Consider the following 21,588-nt stretch of genomic DNA (forward strand, 5'->3'; position numbering starts at 1 on the left):
ATTCCTTCTTATTCTAACTAGCAATGCTCAAGTTGAGTTTCAGCTCATAAGGCATTTTTGATAGGCGTCGCTTCAGTAAGCGGCGCGTCTTTTCAATATCATTGACCGCTATGGTTTCTTGGTTATTGGTGTGAATATCAACGTTGATTCGCAGCTCTTGACCTACTTTCGTTACGCCTTTCAGCTCTAGGTCTTGTTCCGCTTCCTTATCAACAGCGATAACGTTCTCATCAACCTTTTCACAAATCTCTTTGTTCGCCGACATCATCAGTAGTTCACGCATTGCTTGCTTAAGCATATCGAATGGTACTTTGATGAAGTAGAACGACATCAGAACCATCATCATCGGGTCAGCGTACACAGCAAACTCGGCGTAAGGTGACAAGGTGATTAACCACGCTGCAACGAAACCTGCAGTAACCGCCACACTCAATAATGTATCCATCTGCCACTGTTTCGATTCTGCTTCAATCAAACCTGAAGAGAATGACTTACTTTTGTTGGCGATGTACCACCATGCGTAACCACAACCCAGTACGTTCAATGCACCAAAGATGGTCGCGATTGAAGCGTCGACTTCACGACCGCCAGTCATTAGCGCGCCAACGGCAGAGTAAAGTGAATAACCTACGACGATAAGAATTACCGCGGCTTTAAAAGCGATAACGATAGGCTCAATAATCGCACGACCAAAAGGGAAGTTAGAGTCTGATGGGCGATTAATGTACTTAGATGCAGCTAGTGACAATAAAGTTAACAGTAAACTGATCAGCGAATAAACACCGTCGAATACGATGACGAGGGAACCAACAATTAAGCCTAGTGCCAAGCCTCCCAATGCAAAGCCAGATGCAAGAAGGGCTGAGAACATTAATACTCGATTTTCGTTTTGGTTTGTCCTGTCACACATAATGATTTCCTAGTGTCTTCGATATCTTCATTGTTCTAATACTGAGCGAGTTTTACAAACTCAATCTGCCTTCACACAGAGAAGAAAATGTAGTGTTTATCAATTATTAAATTAAATCATAAGGTTAAGTGAAATTTTACCTGTCACATTTTTTGACGCTGACTGATATCGATAAGGATAGTTTGAGGAGTACTAAAGGGATGTGAGTCTTAAATAACAAACGCAGTCAATAGCTATTGCACCGACATTGATGGTGTTGATGAGCACTAAGCGTGATTAATGCTCATCGAAATCGAAAAGAGATTAAACGAAGTGTCTGGAGAAGACCGAGATATAGCCTGACATTTAAAAATCAAACAGATAGTCGCTGATCTTGTCCGCCAACCAGTTCATACCTGGGTGTTCCGCCATACCTGCCGCAGTAAACATACAGTAATCTTCTTGAGTTAAACCGTAAGTGTGTTTAATCACAGATAGTTTTTGTTCGCGGAGTAGATGACGAATTAACGGCTCTGGCATTACGCCCCACGCGTCTTCACGCATGATGGTATCGAGCATGTAATCGAAGCTCGAAAACCCTATGTAGCGACGCGAGAATGGGTCTAGCACTGGGTTGTCTTTCTCGTTGAGGTAAACCATGGTCGCCTGCATTGAGTTACGTAGCACTTCATCAGAGACTCGGCGCATTTGACTTAGTGCGTGTCCTTTCTGGCAAACCGACATCATTCGAATCTTACCCAGCGGGTTGTAGAGGATCCTCGGGTCATCAACACGTTCGTAATCGACACCAAAGGCAAAGTCGACCTGTTGGGTTTCAACAAGGTTGGCCAAATCACCACTCGAAGCCAGAACAATATTGAATGAGGTCGAAGGGTAGCGGTTGTTCAGCTTATGCGATAGGTCTTGCCACATCTCATCGGGAAGTGAGTCGTCACGTGCTATCCAAATCTCGGCGTTAAACTCACCAGAAACATGCAAACAAGTCTGCTTTATGCGAGCAGCCGTGACCAACATGCCTTCGCAATCCTTGTAGATAGCTTTTCCCGCTTCAGACAATTCAACGTGGTTGCCACTGCGAATGAACAGTTCAACATCCAGCTCTTTCTCAAGTGCTTTGATCGACATGCTGAGCTTAGTACGGTTGCATTCGAGCTGGCGTGCAGCCTCTGACACTGAGCCGAGGTCTGCCACGGAACAAAACGCTTGGATTTGAGACAAGTTCATAGATTTTCCGGAATGAGCGAGAATCGTAAGATTTATATGTGAATATTGTGCTGATTCTCTTAGAAATAGTCCATCATTGCATGATAACTCTATGACGAACGGGTCAATTTAGTTTAATCTGAGAGGGTTCCGAACGTACAAGAAGTAAAGATGGAGGCCATGATGGCGAAACAATGGGACGAGTACGCAAAAGACTGGGATAAAGAACCTGCAACGGCTGAATTCGCAAAAGCCGTATTTGACCAGTTGAGCCAGCTCGTTGATCTAGACGGAACCCGTGTCCTTGATTTTGGTTGTGGCACAGGTCTGCTTAGCCAAAAAGTGTCCCCTTTTGCAAAAGAGATTATTGCTTTAGATTTCTCTGAAGCCATGATTGAAGAACTCGACAAAAAAGAGCTACCCAACGTAGAGCCCGTTGTTGATATTCTTTCTCGTGGTTTAGCAGCTCAACACCCTGCATTTCGAAAGCAATTTGATGTCGTAGTCGCTTCGTCTGTGTGTGGCTTTATTCCGAATCTGCAAGATACGGTGAGTTTGATTTACACACTTCTAGAAGAAGATGGACTGTTTGTTCACTGGGATTGGTGTGTAGAGAGCGATGACGAAGCGTCTGGTTTAACACTGAGTCGCTCAGAGAACGTGTTAATGGCGGCAGGCTTCTCAAACGTAGAAGTGTCCGTACCATTCTCGATTGATACCCCTCAGGGTGAGTTAAAAGTGCTAATGGGTGTAGGTCGTAAGCAGTCTTACCATCCGTACTAAATCACGCTAACGTATTGATACTAAATAGATAGAATAAACCCATGCTGTTTTGCAGTGTGGGTTTTCTTTTGGGCGTTACATTAAACGGTCGTTTTCCATAATGGAAATGTTTAATTGATTAAATATCAATAGTGGAAAAGTAATTACTCTATTAAAATAAGACCATATAAATATAAAGGGTTTTATCATGAGCCACCAAACAACGTCATCACCAATGCCTGAACTTCAGCAACGTTTCCACAATATTATTTCGGATGCCAACCTTTCACCTAAGCAGAAGTCGAGCTATTTAGCGCTAGAAGCGGAAGCAAGCCTACCGTATATGCCAATCAGCCAAGAAGCTGAACAAGCACTCAAAGACGGGGTGCTGTGTGACATGTTTGAAGGCCATGCGCCGTTTAAGCCGCGCTACGTCTTGCCAGACTACTCTAAATACTTACATCAAGGCTCAGAGTATTTAGAACTCAGCGCGGCGACCAATTTAGATGAAGCGCTCAACATGTTGACGATCATCTATCACCATGTGCCATCAGTGACCTCTATTCCTGTATACCTTGGTCAACTAGATGATGTGTTAATGCCATTTGTTGGCGATCTGACAGACGAGCAAATCTATCAAAAACTAAAACTGTTCTGGATTATGCTGGACCGCACACTCCCTGATGCGTTCATGCATGTGAATATCGGCCCTGCAGATAACATCATTTGTCGCACTATTTTGCGAGTAGACGCTGAACTTAAGCAGATCGCACCTAACTTAACCTTTATGTACGATCCTGCAGTGACACCTGACGATCTTTTACGTCAAGCGGCGAGCAACATCTGTGAATGCAGTAAACCTCACATCGCCAATTATCCAGCACACGCGAGTACTTACGGTGATAAGCGCTTTGGAATCGTGAGTTGCTATAACTCCCTGCCGCTTGCGGGTGGTTCAAATACCTTGGTTCGTATGAATCTAAAAGAGGTCGCGCTAAAGTCTAAAGGCGGCGCTGATTTTCTACAGCAGGTACTGCCGACATACGCCAACATCATGGTTGAGCTGATGGATGCTCGCAGTCGTTTCCTTCATGAAGAGTCGAATTTCTTTGAAGGCTTCTTAACGAAAGAGGGCTTGATCGAGGAAGCGCGATTCGCGCCTATGTTTGGTATCTACGGCATGGCGGAAGCCGTCAACATCCTGATGGAGAAAGAGGGTGTTGAAGCTAAGTACGGACACGACGAGGCAGCCAACACACTTGGCCACACCATCTCTGAAAAACTTGCAGAGATCGTTGAATCCTCACCAGTTCAGTATGGATTAAATGGCAAAGCACTGTTGCATGCACAAGGCGGTATTAGTCTTGATAAAGATGTAACCCCAGGTGTTCGTATTCCTTACGGAACTGAGCCGGATCCGGTCTCTTACGTACGAGCAACCGCAGGTCATCATAAGTTCTACACATCAGGCATCAGTGACATTCTAACGATTGATGAGACTGTAAAATCGAACCCTGAGGCGATGTTCAACCTATGTAAAGGTGCGATTCAAGCCGGTTATCGTGAGTTTACTGCAAACGTGGCGTCGAATGACTTGGTGCGTGTGACAGGGTACATGATTAAGCTCTCTGATATCGCAAAATATGATGATGAGGGTTCTCGTACCAATACCACTTTCTTGGGCGCAGAGGCGGCAAAAAATACCGGCATTTTGGAGCGTAAACCACGTGTGGCGAGCCTAGAAATGTCGCCAACCTACGAACAATAAATTTTCTGATCTAACGACTCACATGGCTAGGGTTACTAAAAATACAAAGGCAGAAAAACAAGCGAAGGTCAGCCGTGTGCTGACCTTTTCTTGTGTTGACGGGCCGGGAAATCGCTTAGTGTTGTTTCTACAAGGGTGCAACTTTGATTGCATCACTTGTCACAACCCTCACACCATCAATCACTGCAACCATTGTGGTGATTGTGTTCCTGAATGCCCAAGTGAAGCGCTAACTCAAAATAGCGATTCTGGAACGGTTACTTGGCATCCGGAAAAATGTACACATTGTGACAGGTGCATTGATGTGTGCAGTCATAAGTCGAGTCCGAAAATATCATTGATGACCGTTTCCGATGTTCTTGAAATCGCGAGAGAAAATCAGTTCTTTCTGAGTGGGGTTACTATCTCAGGCGGTGAAGCAACAATGCAGTTGCCGTTTATTATCGAACTCTTTAAAGCAATCAAAACGGATCCTCAGCTCTCTCATTTAACCTGTTTTATTGATAGTAATGGTTCACTTTCACCGGAAGGCTGGAATAGAGTTCTACCGTACCTTGATGGCGCAATGATCGACCTAAAATCATGGCAAAATGAAACGCACCAATGGTTAGTTGGACGCGAGAACCACCGCGTACTCTCTTCAATCAACTTCTTAGCGGAACATCAAAAGCTGCATGAAGTTCGCTTGCTGCATATCCCCGGAAAAAGCGACTTAGATACAGAAGTCGAACAGGTAGGGCGTTACCTTAGTTCGTTGCCAGAAAACGTAGTGATTCGACTCAATGCGTTTCAGCATCATGGTGTGATAGGGGAAGCCTTAAACTGGTCAAAATGCACTAAGCAACAAATGAATGAGTTTCATGACCAGTTATTCGCTTACGTCCAGCGACCAATGCTGACACCGCAAGTCTACACCTAAACTCACTTTTGCCCCTACAAAGCCTAATACCAAGTTCATGGCTGATTTGCTTATTATCTTTACTCTCTTTTCTGTATATCTAAACAGTTTATTAAATTTGAAGGTTGTTTGAATATGGAAAGTGGCATGATTTATTGAGTCTTTGGTCTCGTTTTGTCGATGGCTAGCTCTGTAAGTTGTGGTTTCTTAATGGTTTTGTGGCTTTCATACCTTGGATAACACGCATTGTTAAAAAGTGATAACACGCAGGCGCGTTTTAATGTGAGGTTAGAGTACATATATCGATATCTTTTCTTTAATTTTTAACAGCTTATGGTAAGTTGAACGGAAGTTAGGATGCTCGAAGAAGTAACCGTTTATGTGTAGAGAGTTTTGATCAATTATCAAAACCAACTTTTAGCTGAAGAAAAAATTTGCTTATAATACCGTTACATATGTAATTTAGTCCTGAGTTTTTTATAGATGGGAGACGTTGTGTCAAAGAGAGATTTTCTGTTTTATACTGTTGTTATAGTATTCATTGCTACATCGATAGTCGCTTTGCTTGGTTTGGTCAATGTAATTGCCATAGATAAGGATTATTTGGTACCGCTTGTTGGTAGTTTGCTCATTCAAAGTGGTGTAGTGGTGTTTACACTACTTAAGGGTGAAGGAAAAGAACTATTCGAAGATAGAAAACGTCAAGTAAAGGATTTAGAAAAGAAGAACAAAGAACTCCAAGAACAAGTGAAAGAGCTCCAAAACAAAACAATTGGGAGTGATGCCGAACATAATCAAAGCTGTAGTGAATGCGAGACAAATAAAAGTCAGCTTGATGAAAAGTCAGAACAATTAAAAAAGTATGAAGGTTTAACCACCGCCATAGGAGGCTTGTTGTCTGGCGGAACTTCATTTACTCTAGACAGTGTAATGAAAGAGCTTCCTGGACATGATAAAGCCGATATCTTGCGAGTGCTGAATTTCTTGGTAAAAGAGGGCGTAGCAAAAGGAAGTGCGGGGTATTGGAGCCAAAGCACCTAACAAGAGACTATGGCGTCAATAGTTAATTTTTGGCGCTATCCTTATCCTACATAACACCGTCTCTTAACATCGAATTTAAGATCACAACCATCTTTCTCATACAGGCAACTATAGCTACCTTTTTGGGTTTTCCTGCCGCAAGTAATCGTTCATAAGTCGTCTTAAAAACAGGGTTACATTGCATGGCCGACATCATCGCCATGTACATAACGGTTCTAACTTGAGCTCGTCCTCCTTGTATCACCCGTTTTCCTTTAAAGCGTCCACTTTCTCTTGTTATTGGTGCTACACCAATGAGAGAAGAAGCTTGTTTGTTAGTGATAAATTCCAACTCCGGTACATTACTGATTAAGGAGGCAGCAAGGACTTTACCAACGCCTGGCATGCTTTGGAGAATGGTATTTTTGGATTGATACTCAGGGCAGCTATCAATTAGTTTCGTTATCTTTGCTTCGACTTTTTCTATCTGGTTTTTTAGTGCAGTAAGAATGGGAGAAATTGTGGATGCGATATTCTTTGGTAATATTTGTAGTCGATTTCTTTCCATGGTCTGCATGGTGAGTAGTTGGTTACGTCGTGTCACTAAGTCACTCATAAGACGTATATTTTCGCTCTTTAGTTGAGTGAGTTCTGGCTGAACTCGTTCGGCATAATATGCGATAAGAGCGGCGTCTAAGCGGTCGTTCTTAGCGCGCTGACCAATGGCACCAGCGAACTTTTTAATGCGTAGCGGGTTAGCAACAACGTAAGGTAACTTCGCTTTATCGCAGGCAAGTATAAAGGGCATTTCTAATCGGTCTGTCGCTTCGATAACAACGCGTTGAGGTTTGTGTTTCTTAATGGTTTTGATGGCATCATTGATGCCTTTTTCGTTGTTTGGAACGGTGAAGTAAATGTTGAGTGGGCGGATATAGATATCTAATTGTGACTTACCCGTATCAACGCCGACATTAATATTTTGAAGTGTGTTTGTATTCATAATAAGCTAACTCTTGCTTGCAAATGCGGGCTCGAGACCCAGAAGACTATTCGAGTGTGGTGCTTGGAGTTCTATCTAGCGTTCGTACTTGTTATCGGTCTCTCATTAGAGGAGCCATCATTTAATCGAACTACCAGATAGAAGAACTTTAGTTGCAGCTAAAGTCTGGGTCTCAGCTTACCCGATTGGAGTGCTTATTTTCCATACAAGTATTTAAGACTGATTCGCAACGCTCGGCGCTTTTGGTTTCAATTTGTTTGGTGATTAAGGTGCGGTGTTTTAGTAAGGTGGCAGCGTTGCTCACAACTTAATTGGGCGTTATGTTCTTTTCCTCTTGATTGCAGTGAAACTGCCCCCATATAAGTGGCTATATCCATCTAAATATTGGGGTTTATAATGTGGGATAAACGCTTCAAACCAGCCATTGATAGTGGCTTTAAACGCAATGAATTTTCTCGAGATCGCGCAAGGATTATTCATTCGGCTTCATTTCGCCGTTTGCAGGGAAAGACGCAAGTTCTCGGGTTAGGGGAAAGCGACTTTTACCGCACCCGTCTAACTCACTCATTAGAAGTAGCTCAACTTGGTAGCGGTATTGCTGAGTTTCTAAAAACTAAATACCCTGAAAATGAAAATCCAGAAATCTTCGAGCTAATCCCAGAGCAAAATTTAATTGAGTCTATTGGTTTAGCACATGATATCGGTCATCCACCTTTTGGTCATGGTGGTGAAGTTGCATTGAATTATTCTATGCGCAATGACGCTGGTTTTGAAGGGAATGCTCAAACGCTTCGTATTTGTACGAAGCTCGGTGAATATTCTGAAGAAGAAGGGCTAAACCTAACCAGACGTACATTACTAGGTCTAATCAAGTATCCTGCATACCACAATGATGTAGTTAACAGGGAGCTTTATACTGAAAATGGTGGCATCAATTTAGATGGCTTTAAGCCGCCTAAATGTATTTATGACTGCGACAAAGACCAAGTGGATTGGATCTTGCAGCCTTTCACAAATGATCGTGCCAAATTCATGTCATCAGAGCCTAAAGTAGGCAAGCATGCTAAACCTAAATATAAGTCGTTCGATTCGAGTATCATGGAATTAGCTGATGACATCGCCTATGGTGTCCATGATTTGGAAGATGCAATAGCACTTCGGTTGGTTGATCAATCAATGTGGCGTAGAGAGGTTGTTGATAAACTTACCGACCCACTAAATACCTACCCATTGGCCAGCAAGATCGAAGAACTTACCCAATTATTGTTTTCTGGCGAAAACAAGACAAGGAAGCGCGCGGTTGGACAATTGGTAAACTATTTCATTAACAAGACAGAAGTAGTGGTATTAGGCAAATTCACACATAGATTGTTTGATTATCAAGGTGAACTAGATAAAAAGGCTCGTGAAGAACTCGATATTTTCCAAGAGTTTGTTGTAAATAACGTAATTTTCACTCCTGAAGTACAAACACTTGAGTACAAAGGGCAACAAATGATAGTTCAGCTGTTTGATGTAATTTCGAATAACCCTAAGCGATTGCTGCCTAAGAAATATTACGAAATGTATAAAGCTCAGAACGACAACCTAAGAGTTATTAGTGATTATATTGCTGGTACAACTGATGACTACGCAACTCGGTTGTATCATAAGATTTTTACGCCTTCTTCTGGTTCGATCTTTGATCGCCTCTAAACGAACATAACAATCTGTTTAAGAGTGATTCGCAACGCGTGGCATTTTTACTATGCGTTGCGTTTTGTGTTTAAGGTGGTATGCGGCGGCATCGGTATTGCGTCGCTCACATATATGGTCTCCCCCAGTTTTGCAAGCCAGCAGTATGATTAAAAGCGCAGGTTAACTTCCATATATACGGCCTGTTTAACGGCTATTGCCTTGGCCAAGATGAGGAAGTCGAACACGAAGTCCTAATCACCTTATCGACTTTATAAGACAGTGTGAGCATAAGGTTTTCAACGTGTAGGATTTATCCTGTTATTCATCTTACTACGTACTTTGCAAAGGGGTGGTGATTCTCATTAGCTTTGTGTTGGTTGATACTCTTCATTTTTAGTTATAACAGCCCACGCTATACGCATGAGTTTGTTTGCTAAAGCGACAGCGGCTCTGTTTGGTCCTCGTCGCTCTTGGAGTTCAAGCATCCACTTACTGAGATTATCGGATTTAAATTTGGCGCGCCTTAGCGCTGCTCTTGCTCTATGAACGAGTAGGGAGCGGATATACGTGTTGCCTCTTTTGGTTATCCCAAGAAGAATGGCGTTGTCACCGCTGGTATCTTGCTTCGGCACAAGGCCCATTGCGGCGGAGGCATTTCTACCGGTTTTGAACTGTTGTCCGGAGCCAAGCCATACCGCAACGGCTTGGCTAGTGAGTGGCCCAAAGCCTGGAATAGACATGAGTCGCTTTGCGTTTTCGAACTGCTTGGCGGTTTGGTTAAGTTTATCGTCGAACCATTTTACTTGTTCGTCGATGTATAAATATCGCTCGTACTGATGGGATAATAGCTCTCTTAATATACAAGACAGTTGGTTTTCATCGTTCTCGAGTATTTCGGGAATGGCTTTTCTGAAGGCTGTGGCTCCTTTGGGCATGATAATACCGTATTCAGATATGAGGCCACGCACTTGATTAACGACACGAGTTCTTTCAGTGACGAGCAGACGTCTCATTCGAATAAGAGATTGGATGTCTTGTTGCTCGATGGATTTATGAGGCATAGGGTGAGGTCTTTTGTAGAGCGCGACTTCGGCAATGGCTTCGGCGTCGTTATAGTCGTTTTTCTGTTTACGCCTTTGAGTTTTTACATGCTGCGGTGCATAAAGTAGGACTAGATGTCCGAGCTTAGAGAATTCACGAGCCCAGTAATGGGCACCAGAGCATGCATCCATAGCAATGGTACAAGGCTCTTTATTGGCGATGTAGCTAATTAGCTTACTTCGTTGAAGTTTTTTACGAGAAAGGTTCTTTCCTTTATGATTGATTTCAAAAAGAAAGAAGATATTTTTTGCTAAATCGATGCCGATGATTTTATGCATGAGTCATGGTCTTCTCCTTTTACTCCGGACCTGAACACTCCAAGCATGGCTTACGGCCATGTGAAGTGGTAGGGGGAGACCATCTCATCACCTTAATGCGGCTACATGGATTCCCCCGGTTGTCAAACATCCGCTAAACTTATGTTGATGGGTCTTGGACTGCCGCTCTACATTCGGCCTACTTATCGATGATTCGCATACGTCGTGGCCCTGATGACTTTGCGCGACTGCGGCGCCTTATTCGTTAGATGACATCTCGTGTGTCCGCCGCATTAACAGGCTCTCCGCAAGTGGTCTTAACCTATCTCCATCATTAGCGTCTGCAATGACCCGGTGGGTTTAACTCTTTATGCTGCTTAAGGTTCTACTTAAGCAGCATAGTTTTCATATTCAGTTTGATTGTGTAAAAGCGACCATATAATTCGCGCGTTCTTCGCGGCAAGTGCCACTATCGCTCGATTCATTCCTCTGCGCTCTAGAACGCCTCGACACCATTGACTTAGCTTATCTTGCTTGTCGCCAAGGTTGGCAATCACGGTCCTTGCGCCGTGAACCAATAGTGTTCGTAAGTATTTATCGCCGTGTTTGGTTATCCGACCTAAGCGAGGCTTTCCTCCTGTGGAATATTGCTTTGGAACTAAGCCTAACCAAGCAGAGAAGTCGCGACTTTTGTCAAATTGAGAGCCATTACCTATCGAAGCGAGTATCGCTGTTGCGGTTTGTGGCCCAATACCTCGAACCTTCATCACTCGCTGGACATTAGTGCTGACCTTGGCAAAGGAATCGAAGACTTGTTCAGTATCGGCGATACGTTGGTTGAGTCCGCCAAGGTGATGATAAGCATCAGCTATCAATGTTCTTGCAAGGAGTGGCAGTTCATTTTCTGCATCTTCGAGCATTAAGGGAACCTGTTGCATCAATGAAGAACGACCAACAGGAATGATTAATCCGAATTCCGAAAGCAGAGCACGCATGCGATTCATAAGCGCGGTGCGTTCACGAACCCAATGTTCTCTCATTCTATGTACAGATAGGATGGCTTGTTGTTCGGGGGATTTTATGGGCACAAAGCGAGTTGAAGGTCGCTGAACAGCTTCACAAATAGCAACAGCATCATTAAGGTCGTTCTTTCCCTTAGTTCGATAAGGAATTACGTATTTAACAGCCATAATGCGGACGTCATGACCCAGTTTATTGAGTGTTCTGGCCCAATAATGTGCACTACCACACGCTTCAACGCCTATACGCATGAGTGGCATATTTGCTATTGTAGTCAATAGTTTAGAGCGTGTTACTGACTTATGAAGTATGACTTTACCATTTTGGTCTACGGCATGAAGGCTAAAGTGGTTTTTAGCTAGGTCGATACCGCAAAAATAAGAATAATCAGACATGGTGCCTCCGATGCATTTAAGGGCCACATAAGTGTGGCAGATCCTCGGTAGGGGGAATCCATGTCATTCGTTATGACGATTAGGTAAGTTATGAGAATTGAAATTAATCCTCCAAGTTCTTTTTCTAAGCAAGAACTTGATGAGTTTGAAAAAATCGTAGTCGATGCTGGAGAAGTTCAGGCTGCGGGTTTTAGGGAGCTACTGGGTGCTGCACATCGTTTGGTTCTACTGTATGTAGATGATGAGTTGGCAGCGACAGGTGCGATAAAAACACCAAGAGAGACGTACAGAAATCGTGTGTTTCGCAAGGCATCCGTTCCAGAATTGACTAATCAATTTCCTTTCGAGGCTGGCTGGATTTTTGTATCCGAACGTCATCGTCGCAAGGGGTTTTCAACTAAAATACTCCAAGCTATAGCGTCAGAACTTGAAGGTCAGGGTTGCTATGCCACTACTCGAGCGCACAATTTGGGTATGCATGAGATATTTAAGAGAACGAAATTCAAACAATTAGGACAAGACTATAAAAGTACAAATGGCGATTATAACCTTGGTCTATTTGGAGTATCGTCATAACAAAAACATCAAGGTGACGCGTTACACTCGGCGGTTTTGGTATGGAGTTCGCTGCACTTGGCTAGTTCAGTGGGGCGCACCTTATGTTAGGCGTTAAATTGCTCAAGGAATTATCGGGATTCATATGCAGAACAAATACCAGTATATATATGAAAAATTAGTTAAAGTTCTACCTAACAAGCCTTGGATAAAGGCATACTCCAACCTAATGAATGGAGGAAAAGTACCATCGTTGCCAAAGCTTATGAGCAATATGCTTGTCTATGGCTTACACCTATACGAAACAAAAGCGCACTTCCTGAAAGATCATTATGAAAAGGGAATTGTGGCTGAATCAATGTCAACGTGTAATGCTTTTTTGGGTATATATCACTCTTTAGAGAAAGATAATCAAAGTAAACTCCTGAAAAGGTTCCAATCATCATTTTTTCAGCCAAATGATATGCGCGCCATTTACTATGAGTTATTTATGTATTTTTACTTAGTTAGCCAAGAGCACGAGGTTGAAGTAAAAGATGATGATACTAGCGGTGATACTTATGACTACCTAGTCAGAACGAAAGCTGATGAGTACATCCAAGTAGAATGTAAGTCTTTTGCCTACGACAAGGGGCTGTATGTTTCGGGCGAAGATGCGAGTGAGTTATATAGTGCGATATTGAGCCAGTCACATGGCTTAGAATGTAATATTGACAACCAAATCAACGTATATACTATCGAGCTTGAGCGAACAATACCAAAAAATAAGAAAACTAGAGATCTGCTCGTTGCTGAGATAATCAGTCGTTTAAATAATCCTCACGCACCTGCAGATAGTAAAGTAAAGATTCACCATGAAGTGTATAGTGATGTTGCGAATATAGATGAAGTAGATAGCCATTTAGATTTACCGATCCAAAAAAACGGCGTTGAAGTTGGTCGAATAGCTTCTCCACCAAATGACTGTAAAGGTAGGTTTTGTTTAATTATCACCACTAATGTCAAAGCTGCGATACTGCGTGAATTTGAGGGGATCTGCAAAAGATCAGCTAAAGAGCAACTCCCTAATACAAAGCCATCATGCATTTCGGTGGAAATTTCTAATTATGAAGTGTTTAATGCTCTAAAAGACAGCCCTAGATTTGAAAATAAAATAAAGAATATTTTTAAACAGCAGCACTTAACAAGTATCCTCTTGTTTACTAATACTCAAGGAAATATTGCTTCTGATGGTTCTCACTTTTACGTATCACCAATAGTTAAAGAATTCAAAAATACAAGCTCTTATTTTTCTGATGTATCAAGCCTTAAGTTGGAATGATCCGCAATTTAACAAGTTGCTCAAACGGACGTGAAAACAGTTGGCTCACGCTCGTTCCTCGCTAATTTTAGCCAACTGCTTCACGCAGCTTTGCAAAGCGTTATGTGTAATCGAGGAAATATGAAAATTTCATTATTAGCGGATTGTCCTAATGAAGCATCGAACATTGCCAATTGGTATCTACAAGAGTGGGCACATAATGACCCAGCAGCAACATTAGAAAGTGTGACTCAAAAAGTGGCATTAGGTGCCAATAGAAGTGAAATACCAATGGCTTTTGTTGTGCATTTTGGAAGTGAATTAGCGGGCGCTGGTGAAATCAAATATCGAGAATTACCAGAGTACCAGGGATTTCATTATTGGCTTGATGGAGTCTATGTTCCTGTTGAGCATAGAGGAAAAGGTATCTCAACAATGTTGATTGAGTTTGCAAAATCTAAAGCTCTTGAGTTGCAGGTGCCAGCTTTGTATCTACGCTGTGAGGAGCATAACGTTAAGCTATATGAGTCTCATGGTTTTAATGTTGTTTGTTTAGAGCAGAACAAGTTCATTATGGAGCTTCAAGTTAACACATAACAAGAGACTATGGCGTCAATAGTTAATTTTTGGCGCTATCCTTATCCCACATAACACCGTCTCTTAACATCGAATTTAAGATCACAACCATCTTTCTCATACAGGCAACTATAGCTACCTTTTTGGGTTTTCATGCCGCAAGTAATCGTTCATAAGTCGTCCTAAAAACAGGGTTACATTGCATGGCCGACATCATCGCCATGTACATAACAGTTCTAACTTGAGCTCGTCCTCCTTGTATCACCCGTTTTCCTTTAAAGCGTCCACTTTCTCTTGTTATTGGTGCTACACCAATGAGAGAAGAAGCTTGTTTGTTAGTGATAAGGCCCAACTCCGGTACATTACTGATTAAGGAGGCAGCAAGGACTTTACCAACGCCTGGCATGCTTTGGAGAATGGTATTTTTGGATTGATACTCAGGGCAGCTATCAATTAGTTTCGTTATCTTTGCTTCGACTTTTTCTATCTGGTTTTTTAGTGCAGTAAGAATGGGAGAAATTGTGGATGCGATATTCTTTGGTAATATTTGTAGTCGATTTCTTTCCATGGTCTGCATGGTGAGTAGTTGGTTACGTCGTGTCACTAAGTCACTCATAAGGCGTATATTTTCGCTCCTTAGTTGAGTGAGTTCTGGCTGAACTCGTTCGGCATAATATGCGATAAGAGCGGCGTCTAAGCGGTCGTTCTTAGCGCGCTGACCAATGGCACCAGCGAACTTTTTAATGCGTAGCGGGTTAGCAACAACGTAAGGTAACTTCGCTTTATCGCAGGCAAGTATAAAGGGCATTTCTAATCGGCCTGTCGCTTCGATAACAACGCGTTGAGGTTTGTGTTTCTTAATGGTTTTGATGGCATCATTGATGCCTTTTTCGTTGTTTGGAACGGTGAAGTAAATGTCGAGTGGGCGGATATAGATATCTAATTGTGACTTACCCGTATCAACGCCGACATTAATATTTTGAAGTGTGTTTGTATTCATAATAAGCTAACTCTTGCTTGCAAATGCGGGCTCGAGACCCAGAAGACTATTCGAGTGTGGTGCTTGGAGTTCTATCTAGCGTTCGTACTTGTTATCGGTCTCTCATTAGAGGAGCCATCATTTAATCGAACTACCAGATAGAAGAACTTTAGTTGCAGCTAAAGTCTGGGTCTCACCTTACCCGATTGGAGTGCTTATTTTCCATACAAGCATTTAAGGTTTCAAGATACTTTGTCTAATCGATATCGAGCGCGTTAGATCTCGAACTCTAACGCGTTTCTATCCAAAAACCTGTTTCATCAGGAGCAGTACTTACTTTCCAAAAGTCTCGATCTTAGTGGTCTACCGACGTTTAAAGCCGTTTCTCTGGCGTGATGAACTGATCACATAGCCATTTCATTGCTTGATCATTCATGTTTGGACGATTCCATACCAAGCTGTACGCGACTTTTCCATAATCGAAAGGCAGCGGCTTCGCGATGAGCCCTTTGGCTTGTAGGGCTTTCTGCGACCATAGCTTTGAACAGGTAAACAAGTATGGCGTTTGATGGCAAAGCACGGCGGCTGAGCCAAAGTCAGCTACCGAAATAGCGACGTCACGAGGTTTGTGGCACTGCACCAAATTTTGTTCAAAGAAGGGCTGTGAAAGCTCGTTATCGAAGATGCCGATGTGTTTATAGCTGAGGTAGTCTTCGATAGTCAGCGTTGTATTGGCGAGTGGATGATCAGCTCCCATCAAGCATACCATTTCATCTGATAGGATGGTCTTCCATACCAACTCTTTGTTTTCTGTTGGAGGTTGTGAAATATCGTGAGGCAGTAAAATAGCATTCACTTTACCGCTCAAAAGCGAGTCAAAACCGAATTGCTGCTTCGAGTACACCTTTAGCGCTGCGTTAGGAGCTAACTGAGTGGTTATCTGACTGATGGTTGGAGAAAACACTTCAAAGGTACTCTCACGCATCGATAAGGTGAAGCTGCCTTGGTAAGTCTCGGGAACGAAGCTCTTTTGATGCAGAAGGCCATTCATGCTCGATAAAATGGCATGTACGGTTGGTGCGATCTGGTGTGCAAACGGAGTAGGGATGAGCTTGGTACCATCGCGGTAGAAAAGCTCATCATCAATAATCTCTCTAAGCTGAGAGAGTGTCTTACTGACGCTGGATGGCGTTACATACAACTGTTCCGCAGTTTGGGTCACGCTATGAGTATTGAGCATAACGTGAAGAACAGTAAGGTGTTTAAGGCTAACGCGCGATAGGTGGAGATAATCCATCTCTACTCCAGAATCAAAGAATGAGTCTGGATTCTAACGCGCTAGCTTGTGATGAGCACGCGAAAAGTGACCTGCGCAGAAAGCACCGACAATAGAAAGTTCGCCTGCCAAACAGAGCGCTGCACACACTTCAGCCAACGCTTGTGATTTACCGTTGCCGTGAAGCCCTAACAAGTCCAGACACGCTTTTTGGCTTGGCAAACCCGTACCACCGCCTACAGTGCCGAGCATCAAGTTCGGGAGGGTTACGCTAGCGTATAAGCCGCCTTCTTTGTTGAGTTCCATACGAGTCATACCAATAGCCGACTCAGCCACACATGCTGCGTCTTGGCCGCAAGCGATATAGAGCGCAGCCAGGGCATTCGCATAATGGGCATTGATACCAATGGTACCGCTGAGTGCGCCGCCAACAGTGGTCATTTGTCCAAACTGAACCATTTTCTCAGGGGTTGTATGGAGATACTTCTCGACCAACTCCGCAGGAATATTCACTTCTGCCGTCACTTTTTTACCGCGCACGCTGCGCAGCGTCTGTGTATTGGCTTTCTTGTCGCCCGATAGATTGCCATCAAGAAACGCATGGTCAGGTTTCACGGGTGTATGTTCAATGATGTACTCGAACACGGCATTGGTAGCAATCGTCACCATGTTTTGACCAGAAGCGTCGCCTGTCAAAAACTCAAACACAAGGTAAACGTGGTTGCCTTCGATGTTGCAACTGATGTCAGTGAGTTTGCCGTGCGATGTCGTAGATTCTGCAAGCGCTTTAAAGTGATCGTATTGCGTCACGACCCATGCGACGAATTGACCAGCTTGCGCTAAGTTCTCGAAGGCAAAACCAGGAGTGCGAGTTACACCTTCGTTGAGCAGCATCGCGCTTGCACCACCACAAGCAGAAATGAGCTTAGAACCACGGTTATACGAAGCGACGAGCGCAGCTTCTGTGGTCGCCAATGGCACCAAATAATCGCCTTCGGCAAACAGACCGTTTACACGCAGTGGGCCAGAAATACCGACAGGGACTTTAACGGTGCCAATGAAGTGTTCAATGTTCTTTTCGTAGGCAGAAAATTGCGAAAGGGTATGAGCATCAAGCAGTTCAGCTTGGCTTTCTGCATTATCAAGGGCTGTCCAACGGCGAGTAAGGTTTTTCTCAGTCAAGTAAGGGCTTGGAGTCAGCTTTTTACTTGGCTTGTCGAAATGGGGTTGAAGCTTTTGTTCTAATTCTTCTGCGGTGATATCGCCACCTAAGATTGAAACATAGTCGCGACGGTGCAGGTTGAGTTTTGGCATAATTATTATTGGTACAGTTGGAACAGCAAGAGATATTTTGCGCTGATTCTACCGAGTAATGAGGGAGAAACAAGCGTCAGATATAATGAGTTACAGTTTGTGCAGCAATCGACAAAGAAACGCGAGGCTTTGTTCAGAGATTATGAGCAAGCTGTTAATCGCCATATTAGATGTGAATGTCTAACAGGCTTCCAATGGCTTCGTTCTGGCGCTCGATGACAGAAGCGCCCACGCGATTGTAACTGGCGCTTTGTGTGAGTTTTACTAGCGCATCGCTGTGAGAAGGCATTGGTTCACTCACGGTTTCTTTTTGAAGTGGGTCTGCAGTAGGGAGTTGATTAAAGCTGAGATCGCTTTTAGGTGCCATTTCTTGCTCTAACTGAGGTTCATTCTGAGCAAGCTGATTCAGCTCCACAGCCGCTTCTTCCGCCATGTTGGCAGACTGCTGCATGATTGCGTAACCAGAATGTATACCTGAAATGGACATTCATTAACCTCATTAAATTCCTAACTTGAGTTTAGGTTGGCTAAATATTGAACGCAAGGGAAATGTGTGATCTATGAGTAGGTTAATTGTAACTAAGTGGTCGTTAGGGGAAAGATATAGGAAGTTCTGTGCTTGTTGGAATGTACTAAGAAATCCATCCATCAAACTATTGAAGAGATAATAAAAGGGCTGATTTGTGGAGAAGTGTGAGTGAACTGCTATATTGATAAGTTGTCAGGCGTGGTAAGAAGGCAAACGCTTGATAGTAGATCAGTCGGGAAGATAAGGGAGCTGTTTAGCCGATTTTATCTTAACTAAACAGCTCGCTTAGTGCTTTCATTTCTTCGTCCGTAAGCAAAGGTTGTTGCTTATTGTCGACTTTGCTGTCGATTGTCTCGTCTATTTCACCTTGAAGAGCGATAAGTTGTTGATTGCTCAATAGATGAATCTGCTGTTTTAGAGCTTCAAATTGTAGTGCGTTCATGATACGGCCTTACGACATCTGTTACGCTACTGTAAGCATAGTACTCTAGTAGCATAGATCCAGTAAAATGATAGGAAAATCACTAAATATTTTGTGATTCCAATTTATAAGACAACTATAAGTTTATGTGACCAATTTTTGTCCGAGAAATGTCAGGCAAAGTTAGTGCTCGGTCAATCAAAGTCAGAGGATTTTAGTAATGTAAATTTCAATGGTGCCAGCAGTGGCGGGGCTTGGTAGGGTTGGGTTCGTAAGTTGTTGATTTATATGGTATGGCATTGAGATTAAAAAGATAGCTCAAGATGAATGAATTTTGAGCTATCTTTTTGTTTGTTATAGTCTTTGTTTTTGTATGGTTTTTTAGCGTTCTATTGAACTATTTATTGAACGTTACTTTAACCGCAAACTTAGTTGCCAAGGTATGCAATTCAGGCAGCATTCGGTAGATAAGGTGGAGTTGTTGCAACACCATTCGGACAGAACTTTCGTCTTCTTCTCGCCACTCACTCAAACGATTATCCAATTCAGGGTCGTAGCTATTTTTGATTTCACATTGCTCGCTATGGCTATGAAGCTGAGAGTACAGAGCATCTAAGTGCTCGTGAATTACGCGATGTGCATCTAGCACTAGCTTGTGAGTCGCTTCATCATCAATACGCGTTCTGTGCGCGCCTAATGCGGAGATGTAGCTAAGTAGAGCATGATTGAGAGTCAGGAAACGAAAACTCTCATCGACTGAGGTTCGATATTTGCCGGGCTCTACCAACATGCTACTGATTGCCACGGTTAAGTTGGCATCATTGTTGTGCGCGCTACGACGAGCGATACGATAGCTGAGACTGTCTTTCTTACCGATACGATATTGCCCAATGATCTGCGCCAGATAGGACTTGTTGGCGTCTAGCGCATCGGCCATCACTTTATGCAAACGCTTCGACTGCCAATCCGGGAACAGGTAAACCACCGCAAGTACGGCTAACGCACAGCCAATAAATGTATCTGCAAGTCGAGGTAGAACCACGGCATAGCCTTCACCGAGTTGATTGAAGCAGAACAGCACCAATAGCGTGATGAAGCCGGTGGCAAACCCGTAGTTATTAATACGGAAAGCAAAGAACATCACACCGCTGACCACGATAAACACCAGTTGGCTCTCTTGAGATGGGAAGAAAGTTAGAAGTGGGACACCAATCAACAGGCCGGCCACGGTACCAATCACACGCGCAGTAAGCTTTTGACGAGTCGCACTGTAGTTTGGCTGACACACAAAAAGAGTCGTTAGCAGGATCCAGTAACCTCTCTCAATCTCGAAGCCCTGAATGATTCCATAACCCAACGTTAGCGTCACCGCCATACGTATAGCATGACGAAATAGCATTGAATCTTTGTTAAGGTTGGCACGTATTCTATGCCACATAGCCTTTAGAGTGTGAGGGTTGGTGTCATCCAACACATCTTCTTCAAGCTTCTCGGCATCTGGGTTATTGATGTTTGATAGCTGCTTTTCTACCGTCGCTAAGTTGTTAAATAGGAAATCGAGCTGACTAAGCAGTGGTTTCCATTCCGGACGGTTTTGTTGATGAAGGTGGTTTAAAGAAGACATCAACTCATCTAAAGCCAGAACTGACTTATCACTGTGTTGATATTCTTCCCCGACTTTCAGAGAACTCGCGATTTCATGACAGGCTTTTGCTTGTGCCTCTAGTAGATATTTAAAGCGGAACAGTACGTCTGATCGTTCAAAGTGTTTCGCCAGCTCTTGATAGCGATAGTGGGTAGAGCTGACGCGCTCATGAATATCTTGGGCGATGAAATAGGTATTAAGAAAGCGGTCGCTTGGCCCATCAATGTGACCTCGCTTAGAGCGATTCAGCAGCGTGGCTTTACACATATTGAGGGCATTAACTGTGCTTGCGTTGAGTTTCGCTTCAATAATGCGGTGTGGTTGAGGGACTAGGTCAGTCACTGGATAGAATAGCTCTGCCTTCGACTCCATGTAGTTGCCAATCTGGTCAAAAACGGTCGCAAGGTTTTGTTGTACAGGCTGCATTGGCCAAACGATTTGCCAAATCATCGACATAAAGTAGTACCAAGCCGCACCAGTTAACAGTAGCAATGGCTGGAACCACAAATTGGTGCTTTCGTGTGCACCTAGCATGGTGTAAATGGCCACAAGCAGCGAGCCAAAAGCGATACTGGCGTATTTAGGACCAATGGCACCAAGCATGATGAATGCGAATGTCGACATGAACAAGCCAATCGCGAATAACCATGGCGTTTCGAAAAGCAGTTCTATGGAAAAAGCAGCAATGGCAAAACAGATAAAGGTTAATGTGAGTGCTTTGAGCCTTCCAGTAAAGCTATCGTCACTTTCAGCCAATGCGGCGGCAATAACGCCAAGAATGAGAGGGGTGATTAACGTATTTTGTTCGTAGTACCAAGCGGGCACCACAACACCCAATAAGGTGATAAGAATGAGGACGCTGTAATTTATGGTTTTGTTCGCCCAGTAGAGGCGTAAATTATCGGAGAAGTTCACAGTCGCTCGCTATTCAAGCTAAAAACATAATCCTAACAGAAATCAAGCACAAGAATTTGATACTAAT

The 21,588-nt window shown here is 43.3% G+C and carries 18 protein-coding genes and 1 pseudogene; 8 read left to right on the top strand and 11 right to left on the bottom strand.

Going from position 1 to position 21,588, the window contains the following annotated elements; translation table 11 throughout:
- Nucleotides 1-13: 13 nt before the first annotated feature.
- Complete coding sequence (locus tag FIV04_RS20835) at nt 14-910, bottom strand: cation diffusion facilitator family transporter (protein WP_032550361.1); 897 nt, start codon at nt 908-910, stop codon at nt 14-16.
- A gap of 345 nt (nt 911-1,255) precedes the next feature.
- Nucleotides 1,256-2,134, bottom strand: coding sequence for a LysR family transcriptional regulator (locus tag FIV04_RS20840; protein ID WP_032550362.1), 879 nt, complete (start codon nt 2,132-2,134; stop codon nt 1,256-1,258).
- 162 nt (nt 2,135-2,296) lie between these two features.
- Here FIV04_RS20840 and FIV04_RS20845 point away from each other — a divergent pair, with 162 nt between their 5' ends.
- From FIV04_RS20845 to FIV04_RS20860, 4 genes are all read left to right on the top strand, one after another.
- On the top strand, nt 2,297-2,896 hold the full coding sequence (locus FIV04_RS20845) for a class I SAM-dependent methyltransferase (protein WP_150868751.1): 600 nt from the start codon (nt 2,297-2,299) through the stop codon (nt 2,894-2,896).
- Between the two features lie 187 nt (nt 2,897-3,083).
- Nucleotides 3,084-4,643 carry a YjjI family glycine radical enzyme gene (locus tag FIV04_RS20850; protein WP_152470374.1) on the top strand — a complete coding sequence of 520 codons (1,560 nt, stop codon included), beginning with the start codon at nt 3,084-3,086 and terminating at the stop codon, nt 4,641-4,643.
- 22 nt (nt 4,644-4,665) lie between these two features.
- Nucleotides 4,666-5,562 carry a YjjW family glycine radical enzyme activase gene (locus tag FIV04_RS20855; RefSeq protein ID WP_152470375.1) on the top strand — a complete coding sequence of 299 codons (897 nt, stop codon included), beginning with the start codon at nt 4,666-4,668 and terminating at the stop codon, nt 5,560-5,562.
- Nucleotides 5,563-6,036: 474 nt separating this feature from the next.
- Nucleotides 6,037-6,582, top strand: coding sequence for a bZIP transcription factor (locus FIV04_RS20860; RefSeq protein ID WP_152470376.1), 546 nt, complete (start codon nt 6,037-6,039; stop codon nt 6,580-6,582).
- A 46-nt stretch (nt 6,583-6,628) separates the two neighbouring features.
- Here the strand turns inward: FIV04_RS20860 and FIV04_RS20865 are convergent, their stop codons facing one another.
- Nucleotides 6,629-7,561, bottom strand: coding sequence for an IS110 family transposase (locus FIV04_RS20865; protein WP_152470377.1), 933 nt, complete (start codon nt 7,559-7,561; stop codon nt 6,629-6,631).
- A gap of 396 nt (nt 7,562-7,957) precedes the next feature.
- On the opposite strand from FIV04_RS20865, the gene FIV04_RS20870 reads away from it, so the two are divergent.
- A complete protein-coding gene (locus FIV04_RS20870; protein ID WP_152470378.1) occupies nt 7,958-9,256 on the top strand; it encodes an anti-phage deoxyguanosine triphosphatase in 1,299 nt (432 codons plus the stop codon).
- A gap of 344 nt (nt 9,257-9,600) precedes the next feature.
- Here FIV04_RS20870 and FIV04_RS20880 read toward each other — a convergent pair whose 3' ends face one another.
- Complete coding sequence (locus tag FIV04_RS20880) at nt 9,601-10,617, bottom strand: IS110 family transposase (protein WP_152470379.1); 1,017 nt, start codon at nt 10,615-10,617, stop codon at nt 9,601-9,603.
- 368 nt (nt 10,618-10,985) lie between these two features.
- Complete coding sequence (locus FIV04_RS20890; RefSeq protein WP_152470380.1) at nt 10,986-12,011, bottom strand: IS110 family transposase; 1,026 nt, start codon at nt 12,009-12,011, stop codon at nt 10,986-10,988.
- Nucleotides 12,012-12,101: 90 nt separating this feature from the next.
- On the opposite strand from FIV04_RS20890, the gene FIV04_RS20895 reads away from it, so the two are divergent.
- The 3 genes from FIV04_RS20895 (at nt 12,102) to FIV04_RS20905 (ending at nt 14,463) form a co-directional block, all read left to right on the top strand.
- Nucleotides 12,102-12,587 carry a GNAT family N-acetyltransferase gene (locus tag FIV04_RS20895; RefSeq protein ID WP_152470381.1) on the top strand — a complete coding sequence of 162 codons (486 nt, stop codon included), beginning with the start codon at nt 12,102-12,104 and terminating at the stop codon, nt 12,585-12,587.
- 124 nt (nt 12,588-12,711) lie between these two features.
- Nucleotides 12,712-13,887, top strand: coding sequence for a hypothetical protein (locus tag FIV04_RS20900; RefSeq protein ID WP_152470382.1), 1,176 nt, complete (start codon nt 12,712-12,714; stop codon nt 13,885-13,887).
- Nucleotides 13,888-14,007: 120 nt separating this feature from the next.
- Nucleotides 14,008-14,463, top strand: a complete 456-nt coding sequence (locus tag FIV04_RS20905; protein WP_152470383.1) for a GNAT family N-acetyltransferase — start codon at nt 14,008-14,010, stop codon at nt 14,461-14,463.
- A 22-nt stretch (nt 14,464-14,485) separates the two neighbouring features.
- Here FIV04_RS20905 and FIV04_RS20910 read toward each other — a convergent pair.
- From FIV04_RS20910 to yccS, 6 genes and pseudogenes are all read right to left on the bottom strand, one after another.
- Nucleotides 14,486-15,442: pseudogene (locus FIV04_RS20910) on the bottom strand (IS110 family transposase).
- A gap of 352 nt (nt 15,443-15,794) precedes the next feature.
- The gene (locus FIV04_RS20915) at nt 15,795-16,718 is read right to left on the bottom strand and encodes a LysR family transcriptional regulator (protein ID WP_152470384.1); all 924 of its coding nucleotides are present in this window, start codon (nt 16,716-16,718) and stop codon (nt 15,795-15,797) included.
- 33 nt (nt 16,719-16,751) lie between these two features.
- Nucleotides 16,752-18,011, bottom strand: a complete 1,260-nt coding sequence (locus FIV04_RS20920) for a hydroxymethylglutaryl-CoA reductase (protein WP_150897316.1) — start codon at nt 18,009-18,011, stop codon at nt 16,752-16,754.
- A gap of 166 nt (nt 18,012-18,177) precedes the next feature.
- Entirely contained in the window at nt 18,178-18,498 is a 321-nt protein-coding gene (locus tag FIV04_RS20925) for a hypothetical protein (RefSeq protein ID WP_150868759.1), read from the bottom strand.
- 310 nt (nt 18,499-18,808) lie between these two features.
- Complete coding sequence (locus FIV04_RS27000; RefSeq protein WP_172974294.1) at nt 18,809-18,982, bottom strand: hypothetical protein; 174 nt, start codon at nt 18,980-18,982, stop codon at nt 18,809-18,811.
- Between the two features lie 376 nt (nt 18,983-19,358).
- Entirely contained in the window at nt 19,359-21,521 is a 2,163-nt protein-coding gene (gene yccS, locus FIV04_RS20930) for a YccS family putative transporter (protein ID WP_152470385.1), read from the bottom strand.
- Between the last annotated feature and the right edge of the window lie 67 nt (nt 21,522-21,588).

The organism is Vibrio sp. THAF190c (assembly GCF_009363355.1).
Lineage (GTDB): Bacteria > Pseudomonadota > Gammaproteobacteria > Enterobacterales > Vibrionaceae > Vibrio > Vibrio fortis_A.